Here is a 24,785-nt window from a genome sequence, read left to right as displayed (position 1 = left end):
CTTTAAGATTTTGGAGTAACAACAGAATCAACAACATGAATTACACCATTAGATTGATTAACATCTGCAATAGTAACCTTTGAACTATTTCCGTTTTCATCTGTTAAGTATAAATCGTTGCCTTTCATCCAAGCACTTAGAGTTCCACCTGAAACAGTTTTTAATGTTGCTTTACCATTTCCTGCTTTTATTGCTTTTGCAATATCTGAAGAATTCATTTTTCCTGCAACCACATGATACGTCAAAATAGTTTGCAAGGTTTTTAAATTTTCAGGTTTTAATAATGTTTCTACCGTTCCTTTTGGCAATTTATCAAATGCAGCATTTGTTGGAGCAAAAACAGTAAATGGTCCTTTTCCTTGAAGTGTCTCTACCAATCCTGCAGCTTTTACAGCGGCTACTAAAGTGGTATGATCTTTAGAATTCACAGCGTTTTCAATAATGTTTTTTGACGGATACATTGGAGCACCACCAACATTGACTGTTTTTTCTTTTTGTGCAAAAGTCATAGTTGATGCAAAAAGTGAACATGCTAAAACAAAAGCTGACATTAAATTTTTAGTTTTCATAATTATTTTTTTTAAAGTTTATAGCATGATTTACGCTCAAAAGAAAGCATTGGTTTTTATGAATGTTTAATTTAACATTAGTTTAGTAATTGATTTTTTTTGAAAGAATATAAAATATATGTACTTTTAGTTTTCTATTTATATAGAAAACAGGTTGTTAAATAAATTTTTATATCAAAACATTATGCAACTAAAAGCTAGAACCTTAAAGGAAGAATTACTTCATCAACGAAAAAAAAATATTTCAGTTGAAAATTTATTAGAAGAAGTCTATACCATTTTACATTTAAATGAACTCGAAAGAAATAGTATTAAATCGAATTTAACATCTAAAAGTTCAACAAATACTAATGATTTTGATTTCGAATTATTAGAAACTGACAAAATTTTTCATATCAATCAAATTGAAAAGGTTTGTACAGATTATAGGTTACGTTTCTTAAATAGCAGTTTGTTTAAAAATGAAATCCCAGAGGAAGCTATTTCGGAGATTAGAACTTTAGAAAAAACACACAAAACTACATTAGAAGGTTTTAAAATTATGGCTCCAAGTAAGGCGTTTAATTTGAAAAATTATGACGATCCTTTATTGTTTGCACCCATTGGAAATGATTATTACTATTTAATTCATAAATGGGGTAATGATTTAGCTTGGTACAGAAAGATTGCTGTGCTACCTCTAAAAAATATAATAAATTTTACATTTTTTTGTTTTTTAGTAAGCTTGGTTTTAACATTTTTAACTCCAGAAACGAAATTAAGCAAATCAATTTCTTATGCACCATTAATCATCTTTTTATTTATGTTTAAATCTATAGTAGGAACAGTCTCTTACTACTTTTTTATGATGGGTAAAAACTTTAATAATATGATTTGGAATAGAGAGTTTAAAGAGAACTAATGAAATTTTAATTCTGTCATTGTAATAAACTAAAAATGTTATCGTTATTAAGATATAATTACAATTTTAATAATAGTAACTTAAAACATATTTTTTATGATAGATGAAAAAGATTTTAATAGCTTAAACAAACCTAGAAGTAAAAAGTTACATGCAAAAGTTGATTTTTCTGCTATGGTTAGTATTTCGTTTCTATTAATCATTTTCTATATGGTTATGATAGAAATTAGTAAACCTAAAGCAATGAATTTGGGTTTACCAGATATGTGTGGAGAAATTACGTGTGGAATTAGTTGTGGTCCAAGACCAGATAGAGTCATTACTATTTTACTTGATGACAACAATAAAGTAATAACTTATCAAGGTTTACTTGAAGTACCTGACGATAAACCAAAAACCCTCAGTTATGGAAAAGAAGGAATTAGAAAGGAATTACTGAAGAAAAACAAAATAATAACAGAACAACTTGGTGACCAAGATCGAGGAGCGATTGTTATTATCAAACCTAGTAAGAAATCAAATTTTGGTAATTTAATTTCAATATTAGATGAAATGGCGATTACTAATATTCAGACTTATGCTATTGTAAATGATTTTACTCCAGATGAAGCTAAATTATTGGCTATGAATTAAATCAAATTTCCTATTAAAGATGTTACCCTAGCCCTGATGGAAGCGACATCCTTTTTATTTTTTCTTTAAAAATAAAAAGATATAGCGAACAGCAGGAAATAGCTTCAAATAAATCACAAAAAAAGCTCCCAATTTCTTGAGAGCTTTTATTATTTTAGAAATTCAGAGAATTATTTTCCTCCTTTTTCCATTTTAGCTTTTAATTCAGCTAAGATATCATTGTTATCTCCTAAAGTTGAAGCTTGATTATTATTGTTAGAAGCAGCAACTGATTCTGTAGCAGCTTTAACATTTTTCTCTTCTTCTTCTCTAAAGATAGCTGTGTGAGAAGCAACAACTCTTTTGAATTCTTTGTTGAACTCAATTACTTTGAATTCAGCTTCGTCACCTTTTTTCAATTTTTTACCATCTTCTTTTTCTAAGTGACGTGTTGGAATAAATGCAACAACATCATCTCCAAAATCTACAGTAGCACCTTTGTCAACGATTTCAGCAATTGTTCCTGTGTGGATAGTTCCAACAGCAAATGCATCTTCGTGTTTATCCCAAGGATTAGCAGTTGTTTGTTTGTGACCTAAAGATAATTTACGTCCGTCAACATCTAATTCTAATACTACAACTTCTAATTTGTCACCTACGTTAACAAATTCAGATGGATGTTTGATTTTCTTAGTCCAAGATAAGTCAGAGATGTAAACTAATCCATCAATTCCTTCTTCTAATTCTACGAAAATACCAAAGTTTGTAAAGTTTCTAACGATACCTGTATGTTTAGAACCTACTGGATATTTAGCTGTGATATCTGTCCATGGATCTTGAGTCATTTGTTTGATACCTAATGACATTTTTCTTTCGTCTCTGTCAAGAGTTAAAACAACTGCTTCAACTGTATCACCAACTTTTACGAAATCTTGAGCACTTCTTAAGTGAGTTGACCAAGACATTTCAGAAACGTGGATTAAACCTTCAACACCTTCAGCAACTTCAATGAAAGCACCGTAATCAGCGATAACTACTACTTTACCTTTCACTTTGTCACCAACTTTAAGTTCAGCACCAAGTGCATCCCATGGGTGAGCGTTTAATTGTTTTAAACCTAATTGGATTCTTGTTTTTTCGTCATCGAAATCAAGGATAACTACGTTCAATTTTTGATCTAATTCAAGAACTTCACTTGGGTGATTGATTCTAGACCAAGAAAGGTCAGTAATGTGGATTAATCCATCAACACCACCTAAGTCAATAAACACACCATAAGAAGTAATGTTTTTAACAACACCTTCTAATACTTGTCCTTTTTCTAATTGACCAATAATTTCTTTTTTCTGAACTTCGATATCTGCTTCGATAAGTGCTTTGTGAGATACAACAACATTTTTGAATTCGTGGTTGATTTTCACAACTTTAAATTCCATCATTTTATTCACATATACATCGTAATCACGGATTGGTTTCACATCAATTTGTGAACCTGGTAAGAATGCTTCAATTCCGAAAACATCTACAATCATACCACCTTTAGTTCTACATTTAACAAAACCTTGAACAATTTCTCCAGTTTCGTTAGCAGCAATAACTCTATCCCATGATTTGATAGTTCTAGCTTTTCTGTGAGATAATACTAATTGACCTGTTTTGTCCTCACGAACATCAATTAATACTTCTACTTTGTCACCTACTTTTAAGTTTGGGTTGTAACGGAATTCGTTTAAAGAAATAACACCTTCCGATTTTGCATTAATGTCAACAATTGCGTCTCTGTCAGTAATTCTTACTACTACACCTTCTACAACTTCTTCTTGATCTGTAGAGATGAAAGTTTTAGAAACTAAATCTTCGAATTCTTGTAAGTTTTTAGCATCTACTGCATCAATTCCTTCTGCATAATTGTGCCAGTTAAATTCGTTTAAAAACGCTTGTTGTTCTTTGTTTAATTCAGACATGCTGATAAAAAATTTGTATGCCGTGCTTCTTGAGTTTATTATCGAATAGAAAACAGTGGCAGTGTTTTACATAAATAGTTGATACCTAAAGGAAACTCTTCTTCGCCAAAAGGTTTGCAAAAGTAAGCATAATTTATTAATTACAAAATATTTACAACTACAAAATATTAAAAACCTACAATAAAGAAAAAACCCTATCAAATCATTACTTTAATAGGGTTTTTAAATACAAAATTTAAATATGTTTAATGACTTACATTAGCCACTTCATCAGGATTGTGTTTGTGTTTGAAGAAAATTGCAAATAAAACGGTTATTACCAATGCATATATTGCAAATGTTAACCATATATTATGCCAATCTTTAACATCGTTATGAGTAAAATAATTGTCTATTAAGTATCCACTTGACAAACTACCTAAAACAGCACCAAAACCATTAGTCATCATCATAAATAAACCTTGAGCGGAGGAACGAATTTTTGAATCTGTAGTTGTTTCAACAAATAATGAACCTGAAATATTAAAAAAGTCAAAAGCAAATCCATAAACTATATTTGACATTATAATCATCCATAAACTATTAATTGGATCACCATAAGCAAAGAATCCAAAACGTAAAACCCAAGCAATTAAACTAAATAACATTACTTTTTTAATACCAAAACGTTTTAAGAAAAAAGGAATTGCTAAAATAAAAATGGTCTCTGAAATTTGTGAAATAGACAATACTATATTAGCTGACTTTACAGCAAATGTATCAGCAAATTCTGGAACTTTACTAAAATCTTTAATATAGGTTTCACCATACATATTAGTCAATTGTAATGCAGCTCCTAAAAACATACTAAAAATGAAAAAAGTTGCCATTTTTGTTTGTTTAAATAATTTAAATCCTTGTAAACCTAACTTTTCTGCTAATGAAGCATTAGTGCTATTAATTTCATTTTTAGGCGGACATTTAGGTAAAGTCATTGAATATATACCAAGTAAAATTGCAAAAAATGCAGCAATATAAAATTGATTACATTGGATAGCCATTCCTGTCAAGTTTGATATTCTATTTCCAATTTCTAAACCAAAAGCTAGAGGTGATTCGGGATCACTCACTAAATTAGTTATCCACATTGCAACGATAAATCCTATTGTTCCAAAAACTCTAATTGGTGGATAAACTTTAACTACATCATAATCATTATTTTTTAAAATTGTATAGGAAAGCGCATTGGACAATGATAATGTTGGCATATAAAAAACCATCGCAAGAAGCATAACCCAAAAAAATGACGACGCATTATCTATATTTGGAATAATTAATAATGTAACACCATACAAAATATGATGTAATCCATATAATTTTTCTAAGTTCATAAACTTATCCGCAATTATTCCAGAAATTGCAGGCATTATAATAGACGCAATTCCTAAAGTAGAAAAAACAATTCCAAATTCTTGACCACTCCATTGTTTAAAACCGAATCCATAACTTGCTAATGTTGTCAACCATGCACCCCAAACAAAAAGTTGGAAGAAATTCATTAGAGTTAATCTAAACTTTATACTCATAATAATATGTTTTTGTAACGTAAATAGAATGTAAATCTACTATTAAAATTGAGATTTACAAATGATTTGAGAATGAATTTATGAATTGATTACTTCGTCAACTAAATCTAAAACTGCTTGAAATTGTTCTTCTCTTGAAAGATAAGAATTATCAATTTCAATGGCGTCATCAGCTATTACTAAAGGTGAATCATCTCTGTGTGTATCAATATAATCGCGTTCTTGAACATTTTTTAAAACTTCTTCATAAGACACATTATCACCTTTAGCTTGAAGCTCTTCAAATCGTCTTTGCGCTCTTGTTTCTGCGCTTGCTGTCATGAATATTTTAAGTTCGGCATCAGGAAAAACAACAGTACCAATGTCGCGCCCATCCATGACGATTGCTTTATTTTTTCCCATTTCCTGTTGCTGTTCCACCAATTTTGCTCTGACTTGAGAAACTTCTGCAACTTTACTCACAAAACTTGAAACTTCAATGGTGCGGATTTCTTTTTCGATATTGATATCATTCAAAAACATTTCTGCAAATCCTAAATCAGCATTAAACTCAAAGTGCAATTTTATTGAAGGTAAACTATTTATAAGTGTTTCTTTATCAAAAAAGTCTTTTGAAATATAACCGTTTTCCATAGCAAAAAAGGTTACTGCTCGATACATTGCACCTGTATCAACATAAATATATCCAAAATGTTTTGCTAATTGCTTAGCCAAAGTGCTTTTGCCAGTTGAAGAAAATCCGTCAATTGCTATAGTAATGTTTTTCAAAAGTTTGTGTTTTAAGTTTAATATCTGCTATCAGAAAAATCAATTGTTAATCCAAAAAGACTTGTATTTGCTGCTAAAGTATATCTCGAATAGGAATAATTAAATTTTATTTTACCCATTTTCAATCCCATTCCAACCGATAATCCTGAAAAATTTCTTTGCTCTAAAACTCTTAATTCTTCAGCTCTTCTAAAGTTATATCCAAATCGTAAATTGAATCCTTTTTTAGGAAACAACTCTGCTCCAAAAACGACATGACGCAAAGCATTATTGACAAAACCAACTTTTTCAGGAGTTGCATCGCCATCAATACTTCCAACCGCTCTATTTGGATTTGAAAAAGCGATATTCCATTGTTGCAAGTTTTCTAACGTTAAATGCCATCTAATAGGCACATTTTCAACTTCTTGAGAAACTCCTAATAATATTTCTAAAGGCAACTTTTCTTGTGTTCCTGCGTATGTTGTAATTTGGGTTCCAACATTTCTAACAACTAAAGCCCAATTGACATCGTTTTTTACATCAATAAATAAAGCACCAAAGTCAACTGCTGCTCCAAAGGAATTATAACTTTCTAAGGTTGAGGAAATTAATTTTGCATTAGCACCAAAATAAAATTCAGTAAATGGAACATTGTATGCGTAACCAAAAGAAAGCGCCATATCACTACCTGTAAATGAAGATGTTGGCTGTCCATTTTCATCATAACCATCAAACTTTCCATAATTTACATAATTTACACCTGCATGAAATGTTTGCACATGTCGATCATAAGTATAGGCATAGGCTGCTGTTCCGTAGGTTACTTCGCCATAATAATTACCATAATTCAAAGACAAATGATTGTCCATTTCGGCATTGATTGTTGCCGGATTGAAATGGGCTTGATTGACATCATTATCATAAATTGTCAACACCTTTCCGCCCAAAGCAGCTTGACGTGGAGAGGTTACCAAGTTTAGAAATTGATACACTGATTTACCGCCAATTTGTGCGTTGATTTGGACACAAAAAAGCAATGAAAAACCAATAAAAAGTTTTTTTAACATATAAAATATAGCAATTTCTCTAACTATAACGGAAATGCGAAGATATTATTTTTAAAGTTAGTATAAAAACAAAATAAAAAGGCGTAAGAAATAAACTTACGCCTTCCAAAAATTTTAAATGGATGAATTAATCAATAACCTTAGCATTTTTAACTTTTTGATTTGTTATAGCAATATCAATTACTTCACTCATTTCTTTTACATAGTGAAACGTTAAACCTTCTAAATAATCAGATTTAATTTCTTCGATATCGCTTTTATTTTCATGACATAGTATGATTTCCTTGATGTTAGCTCTTTTTGCAGCAAGAATTTTTTCTTTAATTCCACCAACAGGAAGTACTTTTCCTCGAAGTGTAATTTCACCTGTCATGGCCAAACTCTTTTTAATTTTCTTTTGTGTTAACAACGAAACCATTGAAGTTAGCATTGCAATTCCAGCACTTGGACCATCTTTTGGAGTTGCACCTTCTGGAACATGAAGATGAATATTATATTTAGATAAAACCTCTTGATTTAAACCAAATAACTCTGCATTTGCTTTAATATATTCCAATGCAATTGTAGCTGATTCTTTCATGACTGTACCTAAATTTCCTGTTAAGGTAAGTGAGCCTTTTCCCTTAGAAATCAATGATTCAATAAAAAGTATATCACCACCAACAGAAGTCCAAGCTAAACCTGTAACAACTCCTGCAACATCGTTTCCTTCTGCTTTGTCACGCTCTAATTTTGGTGAACCAAGAACTTTTACAATATCCTCTTCTGTAATTTTTTTGTTGTATTCTTCCTCCATTGCTACTGATTTTGCAGCATTTCGAATGACTTGAGCAATTTTTTGTTCTAAACTTCTTACACCAGATTCACGAGTATAACCTTCAACAATTTTTTCTAATTGTTTTTTTCCAATAGTTAAATCTTTAGAAGTTAATCCGTGTTCTTTTAATTGCTTTGGAAACAAATGTTGGCGTGCAATTTCAACTTTTTCTTCTGTTGTATAACCTGTCATTTTTATTACTTCCATCCTATCTTTCAAGGCAGGTTGAATAGTTGACATCGTATTTGAAGTTGCAATGAACATTACTTTTGACAAATCATAACCCATTTCAAGGAAATTATCATAAAAAGCATTGTTTTGTTCTGGATCTAAAACTTCTAATAAAGCTGATGATGGATCACCCTGATTGCTGACAGAAAGTTTATCAATTTCATCCAAAATAAACACAGGATTTGAAGTTTGTGCTTTTTTGATGCTTTGAATAATTCTTCCAGGCATTGCTCCAATATACGTTTTTCTGTGACCACGAATTTCTGCCTCATCACGCAATCCGCCAAGTGAAATTCTAACATATTCTCTTCCTAAAGCTTCTGCAACTGATTTTCCAATAGAAGTTTTTCCAACTCCTGGAGGTCCAGTTAAACAAATAATAGGCGACTTCATGTCATTTCGCAATTTTAAAACTGCCAAATGTTCAATCATCCTTTTCTTAACATCTTCCAATCCAAAATGATCTCTATCTAAAACTTTTTGAGCATTTTTTAAATCGAAATTATCTTTTGAAAATTTATTCCAAGGTAAATCTAAAAATAAATCTAAATAATTTCTTTGAATCCCAAAGTCTGGTGCTTGCGGATTCATACGTTGCATTTTTGCAAACTCTTTTTCAAAGTGTTTTTGCGTTTTTTCGTCCCAAGTTTTTGTTTTAGCACGTTGACGCATTTCTTCAAATTCTTGCTCATTAGAAACACCTCCAAGTTCTTCTTGAATGGTTTTCATTTGCTGATGCAAGAAATATTCGCGCTGTTGTTGGTCTAAATCAAATCGAACTTTTGATTGAATATCATTTTTCAATTCTAATTTTTGCAACTCAACATTCATGTACCTTAAGGTTTCTAATGCTCGTTCTTTTAGAACATTCATCATCAATAAATTTTGTTTTTCCTCAACAGTAAGATTCATGTTTGAAGAAACAAAATTGATTAGAAACGATTGACTTTCAATATTTTTGATAGCAAAAGTAGCTTCAGAAGGAATATTAGGACTTTCTTTTATAATTTCAATTGCTAATTCTTTGATTGAATCTACAATTGTAAAAAATTCAGAATCATGTTTTCCGGGACGTTTTTCGGGAACTTCTTTAATTTGCGCTTTTATATATGGTTTTTCAGAAATTACTGCATCAATTTCAAATCGTTTCTTTCCTTGCAGAATAACAGTAATATTACCATCAGGCATTTTTAGAACTCTTAAAATTCTTGCTACAGTTCCAACTTGATGAATATCATTTTTAGTTGGATCTTCATCTTCTTCATTTTTTTGAGCAACAACACCAATTATTTTGTTACCAGCATTAGCCTCGTTAATAAGTTTTATAGATTTATCTCTTCCTGCAGTAATTGGAATAACAACGCCAGGAAAGAGAACAGTATTTCTCAAAGGTAAAATTGGTAACGACGAAGGAAGTTCTTCATTAGCCATTTCTTCTTCATCTTCTGGAGTTAATAATGGAATCAATTCGGCTTCAGAGTCAAATTCTTGAAGTGACAAATTGTCAAAGGCGATTATTTTTTGATTTGACATAGTTTTGAATAAGTCAATATGACATTAAAATTTTAAACAAATATAGCATTTTGATAAAGTTTGCGAAATTAAAATCGACGTAAAGCATTAAAAATGCTATAAAGTCGAGATGAAATGCTGTTTATCGATAGTTGTTATAAAAATGCAATGATTATGCCACAAAAAAAATCCGCCATAAAGACGGATTTTTATATTTAAAAATATTTTTTTATAAATAAGTGACTTCAAAAGTTCCTTCAGTTACGTTGTATGTTGCGGTTGAAAAGAAACTAGTTGCATTAAAATTAAAAGTTCCTTTAATTCTTTTTGTAGAAGTATTGTGACTTATAATTGTAACCGTTCCAGTTTCACCACCAAAAACACCTTCACCTGTTGAATTTAAAATATAATTACCCATGTAAGTTCCACCAAACTCAATATTATAAGTACCAGGTGTTATTGTATTTGGAAAAGCTAAATTAATATTTTCTACAGCTCCACGTCTTCCGATAATTGAAATAACTCCACTATTATTGTATCCATCAACATTAGTTGGATTAAAGTTAGCACCATTTAACTTTGCGAAAAATGAATTATCTGATGGTGAAGTTGTATCAGAAGTATAAGTTAAATTAAATTGTCCGTTTGTAAATTCCTTAGTTTCAATTGTATCTCCTGTATCATCAGTAAATCGAACACCTGTAAACTTAAATGTTCCTGTAATATTATTTGTTGAAGAATTTAAACTTACAATATTAACTTCTGCAGTGTCATTATACTCGGGAAAATCCGCAAAATTTACATCGCCATTACTAACACTTACAAAACTACTCTCTGAAACAGAACCATTTGAATAGACTAAACCTAGTCCCATTCCTGTAGAATCAAAATCATCCCACGTATATGTTCCAACAGTTCCATTTGGAATTGTAATTTGAAAAAATTCACCTGTTGACGTTTTTAAACCTGAAATTGCAATATATTCTGAATTAACTATAGCCTGAGTTACATTTGCTACAAAAGTTTGTCCATCAAAATCTACTTTAAAAGTTCCTGTCACGGTTCCTCCGCCACCTCCACCGCCACCAGAACCACCGCCTGATGAAGGATCAATAGCTGAATCAATTGGTTCATTATCACAAGATATGAATGTAAATGCGCTAAAAAGTACGATTAAAGCAGATAAAAATTTTATTTTTTTCATTTTGGTTATTTTTTTCAAATATAATTATTTTTTATAAACTAAAAATTATTTTTTGTAGTACGTTATTTTGATAAAACTACATTCTTTTTCATAAAACTTAATACGATATAACCTAGTAGAAAGAAAATTGCTAATATAAAAATAGAGTTTTTTAATGAGTCTGAAATTGCACCAACAAAACCAAAAATAAATGTTCCTAAAACTATAGCGATTTTTTCAGTAACATCGTAAAAGCTAAAATAAGTTGCATGATCTTCCGTCTCAGGTAATAATTTAGAATATGTTGAACGAGAAATAGATTGTATTGCTCCTAAAACCATTCCAATTCCTGATCCAAGCAAATATACTTGTAAATCAATAAATTCACTTTTTGCATTGGTAAAATATATGGCTAAACATACAATTCCCCATATTGCTATAGTTATTTTTAAGGTTTTAATATTTCCAATTTTATCAGAAATTCTTGAAAATAGAAATGCTCCAAAAATGGCAACAATTTGAATTAAAAGAATAATTATTATCAATTTACTTGTTTCGATTCCTAACTCTTTTTTGACATAAATTCCTAATAATAAAATAATAGTTTGAACACCAACACTATAAAAAAAGAAAGCAGAAAGAAATAGTTTTAAACTCATTTGATTTTTTAAAGCAATTAAAACACCTTTAAGTTCTTTAAAACCTTTAAAAATAAAATCTTTTTCTGGTTTTTTATGAAATACATTATTAGGTAAATGATAAAAAGTAATTTGTGCAAAACCCATCCACCAAATTCCAACCATTAGAAAAGAAATTCTAGCAGGTAAAGAAGCATCATTTATTCCAAATAATTCTGGTTTCATTACCATTATCAGATTAAATGCTAATAATAAAACCGAACCAGTATATCCAAACATAAAGCCTTTTGCACTAACTCTATCTTGTTGTTCTGGATGCGCTATTTCTGGCAAATATGAATTATAAAAAACAAAACTTCCCCAAAAACCAATACTTGCTAAAATTGTAAAAATAATTCCAATCCATAAATTTTCAACACCAGTAAAAAAGAATAAACTCATTACTGATAGTGATCCTAAATAACAAAAAAACTGCATGAATCTCTTTTTATTTCCAGTGTAATCAGCAATTGCAGAAAGAATTGGGGAAATTAAAGCTACTATTAAAAATGAAAATGATAATGAATAAGATAATAATGTAGAATTATGAAACTCAGTTCCTAAAAAGTGAACAATTCCTCCATTATCACCTGTTATTGATTCATAATAAATTGGAAAAACTGCTGTAGCGATTACAAGGCTATAAACAGAATTTGCCCAGTCATAAAAAGCCCAAGCATTAATTAATTTTGGATTTCCTTTCTCAAGATTTGCCATATTTTAGTTTTTAAAATAAAAAAAATCCCGATTTCTCGGGATTCAAATATACTCTTTTTTTGTAATTTATATGTTATTTAAACGTTACTCCAAATTTTGCAGCTTCTGCTTTAGCTTGAGGAATTAATGATGTTAAATGATCAATTCTTGACTGATTACTTGGATGTGTGCTTAAAATTTCTGGCGGCGCTTGTCCTCCAGCTTGTGCAGACATACGTTCCCAAACAGCAACAGCATTTTGAGGATTGTAACCTGCAATTGCCATTAATGTTAGTCCAATCATATCGGCTTCACTTTCGTGTTTTCTACTAAATGGCAACATTACTCCAACTTGTGAACCAATTCCGTATGCTTGCATAACCATTTGTTGTGTTTGTGGATCTTGATTTGAAACTGCGGCAGCTGCACCAACTTGAACTAATTGTTGCACCATTCCAGCACTCATTCTTTGCTGACCGTGATTTGCTAATGCATGAGCAACTTCATGTCCCATAACAGCTGCAATTCCTGCATCATCTTTACAAATTGGTAAAATTCCTGTGTAAAAAACAATTTTTCCACCAGGCATACACCAAGCATTTACGTCTTTACTTTCAACTAAATTGTATTCCCAATTATATCCTGTTAGATAATCAGCATGTCCATTTGCTGTTAGCCATCTTTCTGCAGCAACTTTTATTTTTGTACCAACCGTTTCAATTTTTTTTGCCTCAGCAGTATTTTTGATAACTTTATTTTCTGTTAAAAATTGATTGTATTGCTGAAAAGACATTGGAAATATCTGACTATTTGGAACAAGTGCCATAGTGCTTTTCCCAGTAAAAGGATTTTTTGAGCAGGCAATTAGTAATCCCAAAATACCTAAACCAAAAATTAAACTTTTATTTTTCATAATTGTATTTTATTTATTAAAACAAATGTAAATATTATTATGCAAAAATATGTAATTCAGTAAAATCTTTATCAATTTGTAGACAATCTTCTACAAAATTTACACTTTCAAAGCTTACTTTTTCATTATCGATTTCAATCTCTTTTACCTTGAATGGTAATCCTTTCAAATTTATTATAACCGTTTTGTATTGTGTTTCGAAAGTACCTTCCTTGTGTTGATGAATTAATAATTCATTTTCTTTACCGTTTAAAGTAAATGTTTTATAGCTAAATCTTCCTTTGTTGTAATCATAACCATCTTGAGCATCTTCAAAAACATACGATTTTTCTTTACCTAATTTAAAATATACTTCTAAAGTTAGTTGAGGATGTTCAATTTGTCCCACATATTGTTGAATAGGATATTTTGGAATAATTGCGCCTTCTTTCACAAATAATGGAATCTGATCAAAATCAGTAGCAACCCATAGTTCTTTTTTACCTTTGACTAATTCATTTGTCCAATAGTTATACCAATTTCCTTGAGGTAAATACATTCTTCTTCCGAGTGCATTTGGCTCTAAAATTGGGCAAACCAATATCTGATTTCCAAAAATAAATTCGTCAGTTCTATAATGTGTTTGAGCATCATCTTGATCAAAATATACTAATGGTTTCAACATTGGAACACCATCATTGATATATTGCCAAAACATTGTATATAAATATGGTAGTAATTGATATCTTAACTCTACAAATTTTCTTGTAATATCAATTACTTCTTCGCCAAAACTCCATGGTTCTTGTTCACCGTGATGTCCAGAAGAATGGGTTCTGCAAAATGGGTGAAAAACTCCTAATTGAATCCAACGAGCATATAATTCTGCCGATGGTTGCTCTGCAAATCCTCCAATATCTGAACCTGTGAATCCCATTCCAGAAATTGACATTCGTTGCATTTGAATATTTGCAATCCACAAATGTTCCCAAGTTGCCACATTGTCGCCTGTCCAAGATGAAGTATATCGTTGCGCACCTGAATAAGCCGAACGTGTAATTACGAATGGACGTTTTGGATAAGCAAATCTTTTTACACCTTCATAAGTTGCACGTGCCATTTGAGTACCGTAAACGTTGTGAGCTTTTCTATGACTACAATTATTGCCGTCATAATTATGGCGCACATCTAGTGGAAATGTTTTTGTTGGAACTTCCATTACTGCTGGTTCGTTCATGTCATTCCAAACACCTTTTACTCTAATTTCTGAAACTAATTCTTTAAATAATCCCGCCCACCATTCTCTAACTTCGGGATTTGTATAATCAGGAAAATTACATTCGCCTGGCCAAACTTTACCTTTCATGTATGGACCATCGGCACGTTTACAGAAATAATCGTTTTCAATTCCTTCGTTATAAACTGAATATTCTTTATCAATTTTAATTCCTGGATCGATGATTACTACGGTTTTGAATCCTTCTTTTGATAAATCAGCAACCATTTGTTTTGGATTTGGAAAATAATCTTTATTCCAAGTAAAACATCGGAAGCCATCCATATAATCAATATCCAAATAAATTGCATCACAAGGTATCTGAAGTTCTCTAAATTTTCCTGTAATTTCTTTAACTTTTGCTTCTGGATAATAACTCCATTTACATTGTTGATAACCTAATGTCCAAAGTGGCGGCAATTCTGGTTTTCCTGTCAGATGCGTATAAGTCGTTACTACATCACTCATTTTTGGACCATAAATAAAGTAGTAATTCATTTCACCACCATCAGCCCAAAAACTGGTTACGCCTTTTCTTTCATGACTAAAATCAAAGAACGAGCGGAACGTATTATCAAAGAAAATACCATACGCTTTATTGTGGTGAAGTCCTATATAAAAAGGAACTACTTTATATAATGGCTCTTGATCTTTTGCAAAAGCATATTGATCGGTTGCCCAATTTTCTAATCTTTTTCCTTTTAAGTTAAGATGAGTTGCTTTGTCACCAAGACCATAAAATGATTCGCCATCGTGAGATGTTTTACTCATTTTTACAATGTTTCCGCCATATTCATAACATTCTTCCCAATGAAAACCAATTTCATCTTCAAGAATTGTCGTTCCATCTAATTCATAGATTCCAACGCGGCAATCGTGTTTTTGAACGACAACATAAACTTTAGAAGTTTTAATTCGATAGTGGTCTGTTTCTTCTGTAACTTCTAAAACATTGTAACCATGTGATTGTGTTTTATCAATAGCATACGAAAAGTCATTACTAAAGTAACCTTTAGCGGTGAATCTAAAACGAATCATACTATCGCGAAGGACTGTAACTCTTAGAATTACATTGTTATCAGTATGGAAATCTATAGAATCTACTTCTTGGTTGTAAGATATAATTTGAGACGGAAATAAATCGCCTTTGTATTCTAGTTCGGTATTAATTATCATAGGAATAATTTTAAGACAAGTTGCGAAAATACGAATGTAGCATCGAATTTTCAAAAGTAATTAAAGTAGTTTTTAACGATAACGTTTGCGGATGTTTGTATTTACCACAAAGACACGAAGACACAAAGTTTGGACAATCAAATTTGAAAATTTTGTAAGTTAAAAAAGTAATATTTCTTTAAAAATTTGCGTCTTTGTGGCAAAAAACTATCCAATTTTAAAAACACAAATTCCTAATGGTGCAAGAACAATTTCAGCTGAAAATTCTCTGTCATTCCATGGAGTTTTGTCAATTTTTATTGGTTTTAAGTTACTAACTCCGCTTCCATTATATTCTACTTTGTCGGAATTGAAAACTTCGGTTAGCTTTCCTTTTGTTGGAAGTCCAATTCTGTAGTTTTCATGAACAACTGGTGTCATATTACAAACCACAATTAGGTTTTCTTTTTCTTTATTTCCTTTACGGATATAAGCTAAAACTGAATTTTCATTATCGGAATAATTAATCCATTCAAAACCTTCTGCTGAGAATTGTTTTTCATATAATGCTGGATAACTTTTATATAAATCATTCAAATCGGTGATACATTTTTTGATTCCATCGTGGAAACCATATTGTAATAAATGCCAATCGAGACTACTTTCAAAATTCCATTCGGATGTTTGCCCAAATTCGCCACCCATGAATAATAATTTTGCTCCAGGATGAGTGAACATATAGCCATAAAGTAATCGAAGATTTGCGAAACGTTGCCATTCATCACCTGGCATTCTTCCTTGAATGGAATGTTTTCCATAAACCACTTCATCGTGAGAAAGTGGCAACATGAAATTTTCTGTAAACGCATAGGTCATAGAAAAAGTTATGTCGTTTTGATGGTATTTTCTATAGACACTTTCTTTTGCGAAATATTGTAATGTATCGTGCATCCAACCCATCATCCATTTCATTCCGAAACCTAAACCACCAAGGAATGTTGGTCGCGAAACCATTGGAAAACTGGTACTTTCTTCAGCAATTGTTTGAACGTCTGGGAAATTAGCATAAACGGCTTCATTGAAGTCTTTAAGGAAACTTATGGTATCTAAATTTTCTCTTCCACCAAAAATATTTGGTTCCCACTCGCCTTCTTTTCTTGAATAATCTAAATATAACATTGACGCAACAGCATCAACTCGAAGTCCGTCAACGTGGTAATTTTTTAGCCAAAAAATTGCGTTGCTTATCAAGAACGAACGCACTTCATTACGTCCATAATTGAACACTAAACTCTTCCAATCTGGATGATAGCCTTTTCTTCTGTCTGGATGTTCGTATAAGTTAGAACCATCAAAAAAACCTAATCCGTGAGCGTCATCTGGAAAATGTGATGGCACCCAATCCAAAATTACTCCTATTCCTGCTTGGTGTAATTTATCTACCAAAAGCATAAAATCTTGTGGTTTTCCGAATCGTGAAGTTGGAGCAAAATAACCTACTAATTGATAACCCCATGATGGATCGTAAGGATATTCCATAATTGGCATAAACTCAACGTGGGTAAAACCTGTTTCTTTTACATAAGAAACCAATTGGTCTGCCAATTCAATGTAAGTCAAAAACTTACCATCGGCGTTGCGTTTCCACGAACCAAGATGTACTTCGTAAACCGAAAATGGCTTGTCTAATCCGTTTTTATCTTTTCGGATTTCCATCCATTTTGAATCTTTCCATTTGTATTCTAAATCCCAAATTACAGAAGCTGTGTGTGGTGGATGTTCACAATATAAAGCAAATGGATCAGCTTTTTCAGTGATTAAACCGCCGTTGTTGGATTGAATTTTATATTTATAGGTTGTTCCTTTATCGATTCCTGGAATGAAACCTTCCCATATTCCGGATTCGTCCCAACGAACGTTTAGTTGGTGTTCGCCTTGAACCCAAAAATTGAAATCACCAACCACAGAAACTGAGCGCGCTGATGGTGCCCAAACGGCAAAATAAACGCCTTTAACTCCATTTACTTCGATAAGATGTGCGCCTAATTTTTCATAGAGTTGAAAATGTTTTCCTGCTTTGAATAAATCGATGTCGAAATCGGTGAATAAGGAATGTGGTTGTACTTGGTTCATTTTTATGTTTTTATTTTTTTGCAATTGACATTGATATTGCAATTGATATTGATATTGTTTTTAATTTCTTTCTTAACATTCCCTCGCCATTATTTCGTCAGCACTTAATATGAACTTCTCGGGATGAAAGACTATGCAATTAATTATACTATTCTATTATCTTATTACTTAAGCTTTATTTTATAAGAATTCTTTAAACCATTTTTAAATTTGACTGCAAAATATGAATATTTACGTGAATTGTCACCCTGAGTGCTTCGACTACGCTCAGCATAAACTAAAGTCGAAGGGCTTTACATTTGTAATTTACTTTATGGTTTATATTTATGATGTGTTGCATTTCTGCATTCTGCTAATGTTTCAATCATATCAAAATCTCCTTTTATTAATGCTTCTTTTTTTTGTTTGGACCAACCTTTAAACTTCTTTTCAAAATAAATGGCTTGATTGGGTTCGGTAAAATCTTGAAACCATTCTAAAACCACCGGTCTTCTTTTGAATGTGTAGGCATTTGGTAATTTTCCGTCGTTGTGTTCGTTTACTCTTCTTTCTAAATCATTTGTAATTCCTACATAAAGGGAATTGTCGTTGCATCTTACTATGTAAACGTAATAAAACTTCATTTTTCTTTCTATTTAACAATAAGCCCTTCGACTGCGCTCAGGGTGACAAATCCTGCATCTAACAACCACTTTTAAAATTCAAATTTTGGTTTCTTAAAAAACCTATTCTCTACTCAATACAAAAACTAATTAGCCCCGATTGTAGTGGAAATCCTTTTCACTTGTTGCCTTCGTGAGCATTTCGACAAGCTCAATGTGACACCTCAGGCAACAAGTGAAAAGATTGAAACGAAAAGCGGGAATTGCCATTATTGAAAATGCCCGAACCATTCGCTCCTAACTTCGACAAAGTCATCCTGACGTTAATATCCCATAATCGTTTGTATGCCTCGCAATGGAATTACAGCCCAACGCGGACGAGAATTTAGTTCGTAACCTAACTCGTAAACCGCTTTTTCTAGGATGCAATATTTTAGTAAAAAGTTGATTTCGTGACTGTAACCGATATTTAAATTGCCAGATTGGGCTTTTTCAATGTATGTTTCAAGGAAAGCTCCGACTAAGTATTTAAACAATAATTCGCCTGCTTTGAACAATTCATCTTGCTCAAATGGATATTTATCGGCGTTGTTGAAAATCGTGGCGTAAATGGCGTAATGAAACGAACGGAACATTCCGGCAACGTCTTTCAATGGTGGTTGTTTTACTTTTCTGTCACGAATGGTACTTTCTGGTTCACCTTCAAAATCAAGTAGATAGAAATCATCTCCGTTTACCAAAACTTGACCAAGATGAAAATCGCCGTGAATTCTAATACGCTCGGATTTCATTTTTGTCCAATCGAAATCTACGAAATGCTTACGAATTAACTTTTTATTTTCGAGGAATTGATGTGCTAAATCGAGTGCCATTCCGTCGAGTTTGTGTAAACTATTTTCAATAATATTCAATCGGTTTTGGAATTGGTATAGCAAACGATTTTTTAACCAAACGGTATAATCTCCGTTGTAAGTTGTTGGTGTAAAAGCAGTTTCGTGAATATCACTTCCGAGTGCGATGTGCATTTCGGCAGTTCGTAAAGCTAAAGTTTGCACTCTTAAAAATAGACTCAAACCAACCCAATCAATAATTTCGGGTGGAATTTCGTTGATTTTTAATCGTTTGAATAAGTCAACCTCTGGAAGTTTATCAATTTTAATTTTTTTTCTGGAAAGGTTTTCGAAAACTCCATCCATTTGTTCGAGCATAAATTTCCAAGCGTCGCCTTGATTTGGAACTAATTCTTGCATTAATCCCAAGGTAATATTTCCTTCAGTCATTGCAATATTAATACTTCCTGTGTATGCTGGCGTATTTTGATAATGCATTCTTTCGGTTAAAAAACGACTCAATTCATAGTCAGGATTAGTGCTTACATAAATCCTTCTGAAAATTTTGAGAACAAAGGTATCATTATAAATTATTGAAGTGTTACTTTGTTCAACACCCATAAACTTTGACGATTTGTATTCTTTATCGACTAAATTTATTCCTTTATGAAATATTAGATTGAGTGATTTATTTTGGGTTTCATTTACAATATTTTCAAAAAGAAGTCTCCTAAAATCGTCTTGATGAAGTGCGTCAACTAGAAAGCCATCAATATTCCCAAACTTTGCAGGAGCAATGATAGTATTGGTATCTAACTCATCATTAGTCATGAAAGCAATTGGCATAAAATAGTGCTGAAAGAAAGCTTCCTTAAAATTTACTTCCAATAAAACGCCATAATAAGTATTCTTTTTAGAAGTAATTTTGAAATGATCGACGACTTCTATATACTTTAACGTACTCGCTTTTCCGCCATACCATCTTTTGTTAATGATATAATTTTCAAGGATATCCGACGAGAAAATTTTAATAAATTCGTCATCATTGAAGGCGTCTTTCCATTCATTTTTAAACTTGAATGGAGTAGCAAAAGTATCTTGATTATCGTTTTTCATGATAATAAATTTATTATTAATTACTTCTGAATTTTAAATAAGTGAAAAGGTAAAACTGGATGCAACTCTACAAAATTCCATTCTTTGTCCCAATTATAGCTGTTTCCTGTTATCAAATCAACTACAGTTATGGATTGACCTTCGTGAATTCCTAATGATTTTAATGGTAATTTTACCCATGCTTGTTTGGTATAATAAGCATCCAAACTGGCAATCATGAGTGTTTCATTTTCTTTGTTATCGTCAAATTTGTAGTAGGCAATTACTTGGTCATTATCTGTATCACAAAACTCAATATTATTAGTTTGTTGTAATGAAGTTTGCTCTTTTCTAATTTGATTTATTTTAGAAATTAGCATGGTTATTTTATTTTCTTTATTCCAATCCCAATGACGAATTTGGTATTTTTCACTATCCATATATTCCTCTTTTCCTGGAATAGCATCTGAAACCATATATTCAAATATCGGACCGTAAATTCCAACAGATGAAGATAATGTAGCAGCTAAAAAGTATTTTTGTAAGTGCGTACTTTCATTTGCACCTTGCAATGGAAATGGGTTAATATCTGGCGTATTTGGCCAAAAGTTTGGACGGAAAAATTCCTTTTGATTGGTTTGAGTTAGTTCTGTTAAGTACTCTTGCAATTCTGCTTTAGTATTTCTCCAAGTATAATAAGAGTACGATTGTGTGAAACCTTGTTTAGCTAATTCATGCATGATTTTTGGTCGCGTGAAGGCTTCTGCTAAAAACAATACATCTGGATATTTTTTCTTTACTTCGGCTATTAACCAACCCCAAAAAAAGAATGGCTTTGTATGCGGATTATCAACTCTGAAAACACGAATTCCACATTCTTCAACCCAAAATAAAGCACAATCTAAAAGTTCTTTCCAGAGGTTTTTCCAATCGCCACTTTCAAAGTAAATTGGTAAAATATCTTGGTATTTTTTTGGAGGATTTTCAGCATATTGTACCGTTCCATCGGGACGCCATTTGAACCATTGCGGAAATTCATTAACATACGGATGATCTGGTGCCGCTTGAAGTGCAAAGTCCATAGCGATTTCAATATCTAATGATTTTGCTTTTTTAACTAATGATTTGAAATCATCAATAGTTCCTAATTCTGGATGAATCGATTTGTGTCCGCCATATTGAGAACCAATTCCCCAAGGCGAACCAACGTCACCAGGTTGCGCATCTGTAGCATTATTTTTTCCTTTACGATTAACTTCTCCAATTGGATGCACTGGCGGAAAATATAAGGTATCAAACCCCATTTTAGCAACTTTTGGCAAAATTTGCTCACAATCTTTAAAAGTACCATGTCTTCCCTCTTCTTTTGAAGCCGAGCGTGGAAAAAATTCATACCAAGTGCTGAATAATGCTTTTTGTCTGTCTACGTAAACTCTTAATTCTTGAGTTTGATTGGCTAAAAACTTAGCTGGATTTTCTTTAAAGATAGTTTTTAATTTATCTGAAACTGCTTCAATTACAGCTTTTTCATAATTAGTTTCATTTGAAAATAATTCGACAACTTCATTCAAATATTTTTTATCTGAAGCTGAAACTTTTGATAATAAAGGTTTGATGTACTCTACTCCTTCTAATAATTCTGATTTTACATGTTGGTTGTCATTGATTTTTTTACCAATTCCGTATTGCCAATTTAGAGCGTAATCAATCCAAGCTTCTACAAAATAAGAGTAGTAACCTTGTTTTTCAACTGAAAAAGTAGCATCGAAAACATCATTTGGTAAAGCATTCATTCTAACTTCAGACCATTTTTTGTCTTTTTCAAATTTGTATTGCACTACTGCTTCCATTACATCGTGACCATCAGATATTATATCAGCTATTACATTAATTTTTTGACCTACAATTCTTTTTATAAAAAATGCCCCATTGTCTAATTGAGGCAATACATTTTCAATTATTACGCGTTTTTGATTTAACATTTTCAGATTAATTTATTGATGTCTAAATTTAAGAAAAAAAGATAAAATAAAGTAACTTGCATTAAAATTTATTGAAATGTCAAAAAATAAAGAAATACAAGCCCAAACATTGAAAATTCCGAAGGTAATATTGATTACAGCTAAATTTTTAGAAGTAATTTCGACAAAATTAGTTGTAAAGTTTGCTGCAAAATTATTTACTACACCAATAAAACATAAAATTCCGAAACGCGAATTTCTTATGGACAAAGAAAGTTTTCAAGAAATGATTTTCGTTCCTTCTATAAATAAAGAAATTATTGTTTATCATTACGGAAAGAGTGATAAGAAAATTTTACTTGTTCACGGATGGTCAGGAAGAGGGACACAATTAGTAAAAATTGCAGATGAGTTATTGAATTTGGGATATTCGACAATAAGTTTTGATGCACCAGCGCATGGAAAATCCAAAGGAAATTCATCAATAATGATTGAATTTATTGCTTCTATTTTGGAATTGGAAAAACAGTTTGGACCATTTGAATTTGCCATTGGTCACTCTCTTGGCGGTATGTCAATATTGAATGCAATAAGAGAAAATCTTAAAGTAAATAAAGCTGTTATTATAGGAAGTGGTGATATTATTCAAGATATAATTGATGATTTTATTGAGAAGTTAAAATTGAAACATGAAATTGGAATAAAATTAAGAGATCATTTTGAAAAAAAATATGGAGTTGAAATGAATTATTATTCAGCTTCAAATGCAGCGAAAGAAGTTTCAATTCCTGTTTTAATAATTCACGATGAAAATGATGTTGATGTTAATGTAAAAGCTGCTTATCAGATTAATGAAAATTTAAAAAATTCAGAATTGATGATTACAAAAAATTTAGGTCATCGAAAAATTTTAGGAAATACAGAAGTTATTATGCAAATTATTAAATTTATAAATGAATAATTATGGAATTATTTGAAAGCACAAATGATTGGGCAGAAAAATTACAACCTTTAATCGATAAATATAAAGAAAAAAAACATCCTTTAAATTACGATAATTTATATCAATTAATGGTAGCTGTTATATTATCAGCTCAGGATTCTGATGTCAATATTAATAAAATTTCTCCAACTTTTTTTGCAGAATTTCCAAATTTAGAAACGCTATCAGCTTTAACAATTGAAGATTTATTTCCTTATGTAAATAAAGTTAGAAATTTCAATATAAAATCAAGTTGGCTCATTGAAATCGCTCAAACATTAAAGAGCGATAAAAATATTCCAACCAATTTAAATGATTTAATCTCTTTAAAAGGAATTGGAAGAAAATCTGCAAATGTAATTATGAGAGAAATGAAAGCTCCTGCTGAAGGAATCATTGCAGATTTACATGTTATTAGAGTTGCTCCAAGGATTGGTTTATGTGGTGAAAGTAAGGATGGAAACAAGGTTGAAAAACAGTTAATGCAATTACTACCAAAGGAAATTTGGGGAGAAATTGGAATGGCTATTTCATTTTTAGGAAGAGAAATTTGCAGACCTACTAATCCAAAATGTACAGAATGTCCTATTCAAAATAATTGTAAATATTCTTTAAAAACTATTTAATGATTTAAATATTGAGAACAATTCCACTATATTCTTTAGTTATTATTCCAACTATCGAACAACGAAGTTTAATAAAATCATTCAAGAAATCTTTAAAAGAAACTATTGGTTGGTTTGGTAGTGCAAATTCTGATGCGCATATTACAATAATAAATCTTGAAAACGAGTTGACATTAGGACTTTACATAAACCAAATAAAAGATTTTTGTAAAACTATCATTCCTCAAAAAGTTAGATTTGATTCTTTAGATTCTTTTAATCACCATACCTTTTTTATTTCACCAGATGAAAAATCGCAACTATATCTTAACAATATTATTATTGACATACATAAATCAATAGGTTTTGATATTAAAAATACTCATGCTCACATGACTATAGCTAGAGGATTAGATTCTGAAAAAATGAAAAAAACTCAAGATCAATTTAATACTACAGAAATTAATTTTGAATTCATCTGTGATTCTTTACACATTAGAAAATTCAATCAGAAAACAAAACAATATTCAGATATTATAGAAACAATCTATTTTTATAAATAACAGAGTATATTTTTCTATAATTTATACAAAACAAAAAACCCTATCCATATTGGATAGGGTTTTTAAAAAAGAAGGCGGCGACATACTCTCCCACAGTTATGCAGTACCATCTGCGCAATCGGGCTTAACTTCTCTGTTCGGAATGGG

19 protein-coding genes are annotated in these 24,785 nt (G+C 31.2%); 5 read left to right on the top strand and 14 right to left on the bottom strand.

The window, feature by feature from the left end:
* Nucleotides 1-2: 2 nt before the first annotated feature.
* Entirely contained in the window at nucleotides 3-569 is a 567-nt protein-coding gene (locus Q0049_RS04265) for a fasciclin domain-containing protein (protein WP_298116924.1), read from the bottom strand.
* 184 nt (nucleotides 570-753) lie between these two features.
* Here Q0049_RS04265 and Q0049_RS04260 point away from each other — a divergent pair, with 184 nt between their 5' ends.
* Together Q0049_RS04260 and Q0049_RS04255 are read left to right on the top strand one after the other, a co-directional pair.
* The gene (locus tag Q0049_RS04260; protein WP_298116922.1) at nucleotides 754-1,470 is read left to right on the top strand and encodes a hypothetical protein; all 717 of its coding nucleotides are present in this window, start codon (nucleotides 754-756) and stop codon (nucleotides 1,468-1,470) included.
* Nucleotides 1,471-1,566: 96 nt separating this feature from the next.
* The gene (locus tag Q0049_RS04255; protein WP_298116919.1) at nucleotides 1,567-2,103 is read left to right on the top strand and encodes a biopolymer transporter ExbD; all 537 of its coding nucleotides are present in this window, start codon (nucleotides 1,567-1,569) and stop codon (nucleotides 2,101-2,103) included.
* Between the two features lie 170 nt (nucleotides 2,104-2,273).
* Here Q0049_RS04255 and rpsA read toward each other — a convergent pair whose 3' ends face one another.
* The 13 genes from rpsA to Q0049_RS04190 form a co-directional block, all read right to left on the bottom strand.
* Complete coding sequence (gene rpsA, locus Q0049_RS04250; RefSeq protein WP_298116917.1) at nucleotides 2,274-4,046, bottom strand: 30S ribosomal protein S1; 1,773 nt, start codon at nucleotides 4,044-4,046, stop codon at nucleotides 2,274-2,276.
* Between the two features lie 245 nt (nucleotides 4,047-4,291).
* Nucleotides 4,292-5,611, bottom strand: a complete 1,320-nt coding sequence (locus Q0049_RS04245) for a nucleoside permease (protein ID WP_298116915.1) — start codon at nucleotides 5,609-5,611, stop codon at nucleotides 4,292-4,294.
* 78 nt (nucleotides 5,612-5,689) lie between these two features.
* A complete protein-coding gene (gene cmk / locus Q0049_RS04240) occupies nucleotides 5,690-6,379 on the bottom strand; it encodes a (d)CMP kinase (protein ID WP_298116912.1) in 690 nt (229 codons plus the stop codon).
* Between the two features lie 17 nt (nucleotides 6,380-6,396).
* Nucleotides 6,397-7,428: a type IX secretion system protein PorQ gene (gene porQ, locus Q0049_RS04235; RefSeq protein WP_298116910.1), complete on the bottom strand. Its 1,032-nt coding sequence runs from the start codon at nucleotides 7,426-7,428 to the stop codon at nucleotides 6,397-6,399.
* A gap of 127 nt (nucleotides 7,429-7,555) precedes the next feature.
* Complete coding sequence (gene lon, locus Q0049_RS04230; protein ID WP_298116908.1) at nucleotides 7,556-10,009, bottom strand: endopeptidase La; 2,454 nt, start codon at nucleotides 10,007-10,009, stop codon at nucleotides 7,556-7,558.
* A 208-nt stretch (nucleotides 10,010-10,217) separates the two neighbouring features.
* Nucleotides 10,218-11,192 carry a DUF6252 family protein gene (locus Q0049_RS04225; protein WP_298116906.1) on the bottom strand — a complete coding sequence of 325 codons (975 nt, stop codon included), beginning with the start codon at nucleotides 11,190-11,192 and terminating at the stop codon, nucleotides 10,218-10,220.
* Between the two features lie 62 nt (nucleotides 11,193-11,254).
* Entirely contained in the window at nucleotides 11,255-12,565 is a 1,311-nt protein-coding gene (locus Q0049_RS04220) for an MFS transporter (protein ID WP_298116904.1), read from the bottom strand.
* A gap of 73 nt (nucleotides 12,566-12,638) precedes the next feature.
* Nucleotides 12,639-13,457 (bottom strand): M48 family metallopeptidase, encoded by an 819-nt coding sequence (locus Q0049_RS04215; RefSeq protein WP_298116901.1) that lies wholly within the window; start codon nucleotides 13,455-13,457, stop codon nucleotides 12,639-12,641.
* Nucleotides 13,458-13,494: 37 nt separating this feature from the next.
* Nucleotides 13,495-15,888 (bottom strand): glycoside hydrolase family 31 protein, encoded by a 2,394-nt coding sequence (locus Q0049_RS04210; protein ID WP_298116899.1) that lies wholly within the window; start codon nucleotides 15,886-15,888, stop codon nucleotides 13,495-13,497.
* 207 nt (nucleotides 15,889-16,095) lie between these two features.
* Nucleotides 16,096-18,000 carry a 1,4-alpha-glucan branching protein GlgB gene (gene glgB, locus Q0049_RS04205; RefSeq protein WP_298116897.1) on the bottom strand — a complete coding sequence of 635 codons (1,905 nt, stop codon included), beginning with the start codon at nucleotides 17,998-18,000 and terminating at the stop codon, nucleotides 16,096-16,098.
* A 311-nt stretch (nucleotides 18,001-18,311) separates the two neighbouring features.
* On the bottom strand, nucleotides 18,312-18,623 hold the full coding sequence (locus tag Q0049_RS04200; RefSeq protein ID WP_298116895.1) for a GIY-YIG nuclease family protein: 312 nt from the start codon (nucleotides 18,621-18,623) through the stop codon (nucleotides 18,312-18,314).
* Nucleotides 18,624-18,925: 302 nt separating this feature from the next.
* The gene (locus Q0049_RS04195; protein WP_298116893.1) at nucleotides 18,926-20,548 is read right to left on the bottom strand and encodes a trehalose synthase; all 1,623 of its coding nucleotides are present in this window, start codon (nucleotides 20,546-20,548) and stop codon (nucleotides 18,926-18,928) included.
* A 20-nt stretch (nucleotides 20,549-20,568) separates the two neighbouring features.
* Entirely contained in the window at nucleotides 20,569-22,509 is a 1,941-nt protein-coding gene (locus Q0049_RS04190; protein ID WP_298116890.1) for an alpha-1,4-glucan--maltose-1-phosphate maltosyltransferase, read from the bottom strand.
* A gap of 76 nt (nucleotides 22,510-22,585) precedes the next feature.
* Between Q0049_RS04190 and Q0049_RS04185 the strand changes: the two genes are divergently transcribed.
* From Q0049_RS04185 to Q0049_RS04175, 3 genes are read left to right on the top strand one after another with little or no spacing between them, the layout of a single operon-like run.
* The gene (locus Q0049_RS04185) at nucleotides 22,586-23,449 is read left to right on the top strand and encodes an alpha/beta hydrolase (protein ID WP_298116889.1); all 864 of its coding nucleotides are present in this window, start codon (nucleotides 22,586-22,588) and stop codon (nucleotides 23,447-23,449) included.
* A 2-nt stretch (nucleotides 23,450-23,451) separates the two neighbouring features.
* On the top strand, nucleotides 23,452-24,096 hold the full coding sequence (gene nth, locus Q0049_RS04180; protein ID WP_298116887.1) for an endonuclease III: 645 nt from the start codon (nucleotides 23,452-23,454) through the stop codon (nucleotides 24,094-24,096).
* 11 nt (nucleotides 24,097-24,107) lie between these two features.
* Complete coding sequence (locus tag Q0049_RS04175) at nucleotides 24,108-24,638, top strand: 2'-5' RNA ligase family protein (RefSeq protein ID WP_298116885.1); 531 nt, start codon at nucleotides 24,108-24,110, stop codon at nucleotides 24,636-24,638.
* Nucleotides 24,639-24,785: the final 147 nt, after the last annotated feature.

It is taken from the genome of Flavobacterium sp., from assembly GCF_027484205.1.
GTDB lineage: Bacteria > Bacteroidota > Bacteroidia > Flavobacteriales > Flavobacteriaceae > Flavobacterium.
Note: the sequence above shows the minus strand (reverse complement) of the source record. Positions and strands in the feature narration are given on the sequence as shown.

What these genes read in the sequence shown, in the direction of transcription:
- Q0049_RS04265 (WP_298116924.1), bottom strand. Translation starts at nt 569, where the DNA reads ATGAAAACTAAAAATTTAATGTCAGCTTTTGTTTTAGCATGTTCACTT.
- Q0049_RS04260 (WP_298116922.1), top strand. Translation starts at nt 754, where the DNA reads ATGCAACTAAAAGCTAGAACCTTAAAGGAAGAATTACTTCATCAACGA.
- Q0049_RS04255 (WP_298116919.1), top strand. Translation starts at nt 1,567, where the DNA reads ATGATAGATGAAAAAGATTTTAATAGCTTAAACAAACCTAGAAGTAAA.
- rpsA (WP_298116917.1), bottom strand. Translation starts at nt 4,046, where the DNA reads ATGTCTGAATTAAACAAAGAACAACAAGCGTTTTTAAACGAATTTAAC.
- Q0049_RS04245 (WP_298116915.1), bottom strand. Translation starts at nt 5,611, where the DNA reads ATGAGTATAAAGTTTAGATTAACTCTAATGAATTTCTTCCAACTTTTT.
- porQ (WP_298116910.1), bottom strand. Translation starts at nt 7,428, where the DNA reads ATGTTAAAAAAACTTTTTATTGGTTTTTCATTGCTTTTTTGTGTCCAA.
- lon (WP_298116908.1), bottom strand. Translation starts at nt 10,009, where the DNA reads ATGTCAAATCAAAAAATAATCGCCTTTGACAATTTGTCACTTCAAGAA.
- Q0049_RS04225 (WP_298116906.1), bottom strand. Translation starts at nt 11,192, where the DNA reads ATGAAAAAAATAAAATTTTTATCTGCTTTAATCGTACTTTTTAGCGCA.
- Q0049_RS04220 (WP_298116904.1), bottom strand. Translation starts at nt 12,565, where the DNA reads ATGGCAAATCTTGAGAAAGGAAATCCAAAATTAATTAATGCTTGGGCT.
- Q0049_RS04215 (WP_298116901.1), bottom strand. Translation starts at nt 13,457, where the DNA reads ATGAAAAATAAAAGTTTAATTTTTGGTTTAGGTATTTTGGGATTACTA.
- Q0049_RS04210 (WP_298116899.1), bottom strand. Translation starts at nt 15,888, where the DNA reads ATGATAATTAATACCGAACTAGAATACAAAGGCGATTTATTTCCGTCT.
- glgB (WP_298116897.1), bottom strand. Translation starts at nt 18,000, where the DNA reads ATGAACCAAGTACAACCACATTCCTTATTCACCGATTTCGACATCGAT.
- Q0049_RS04200 (WP_298116895.1), bottom strand. Translation starts at nt 18,623, where the DNA reads ATGAAGTTTTATTACGTTTACATAGTAAGATGCAACGACAATTCCCTT.
- Q0049_RS04195 (WP_298116893.1), bottom strand. Translation starts at nt 20,548, where the DNA reads ATGAAAAACGATAATCAAGATACTTTTGCTACTCCATTCAAGTTTAAA.
- Q0049_RS04190 (WP_298116890.1), bottom strand. Translation starts at nt 22,509, where the DNA reads ATGTTAAATCAAAAACGCGTAATAATTGAAAATGTATTGCCTCAATTA.
- Q0049_RS04185 (WP_298116889.1), top strand. Translation starts at nt 22,586, where the DNA reads ATGTCAAAAAATAAAGAAATACAAGCCCAAACATTGAAAATTCCGAAG.
- nth (WP_298116887.1), top strand. Translation starts at nt 23,452, where the DNA reads ATGGAATTATTTGAAAGCACAAATGATTGGGCAGAAAAATTACAACCT.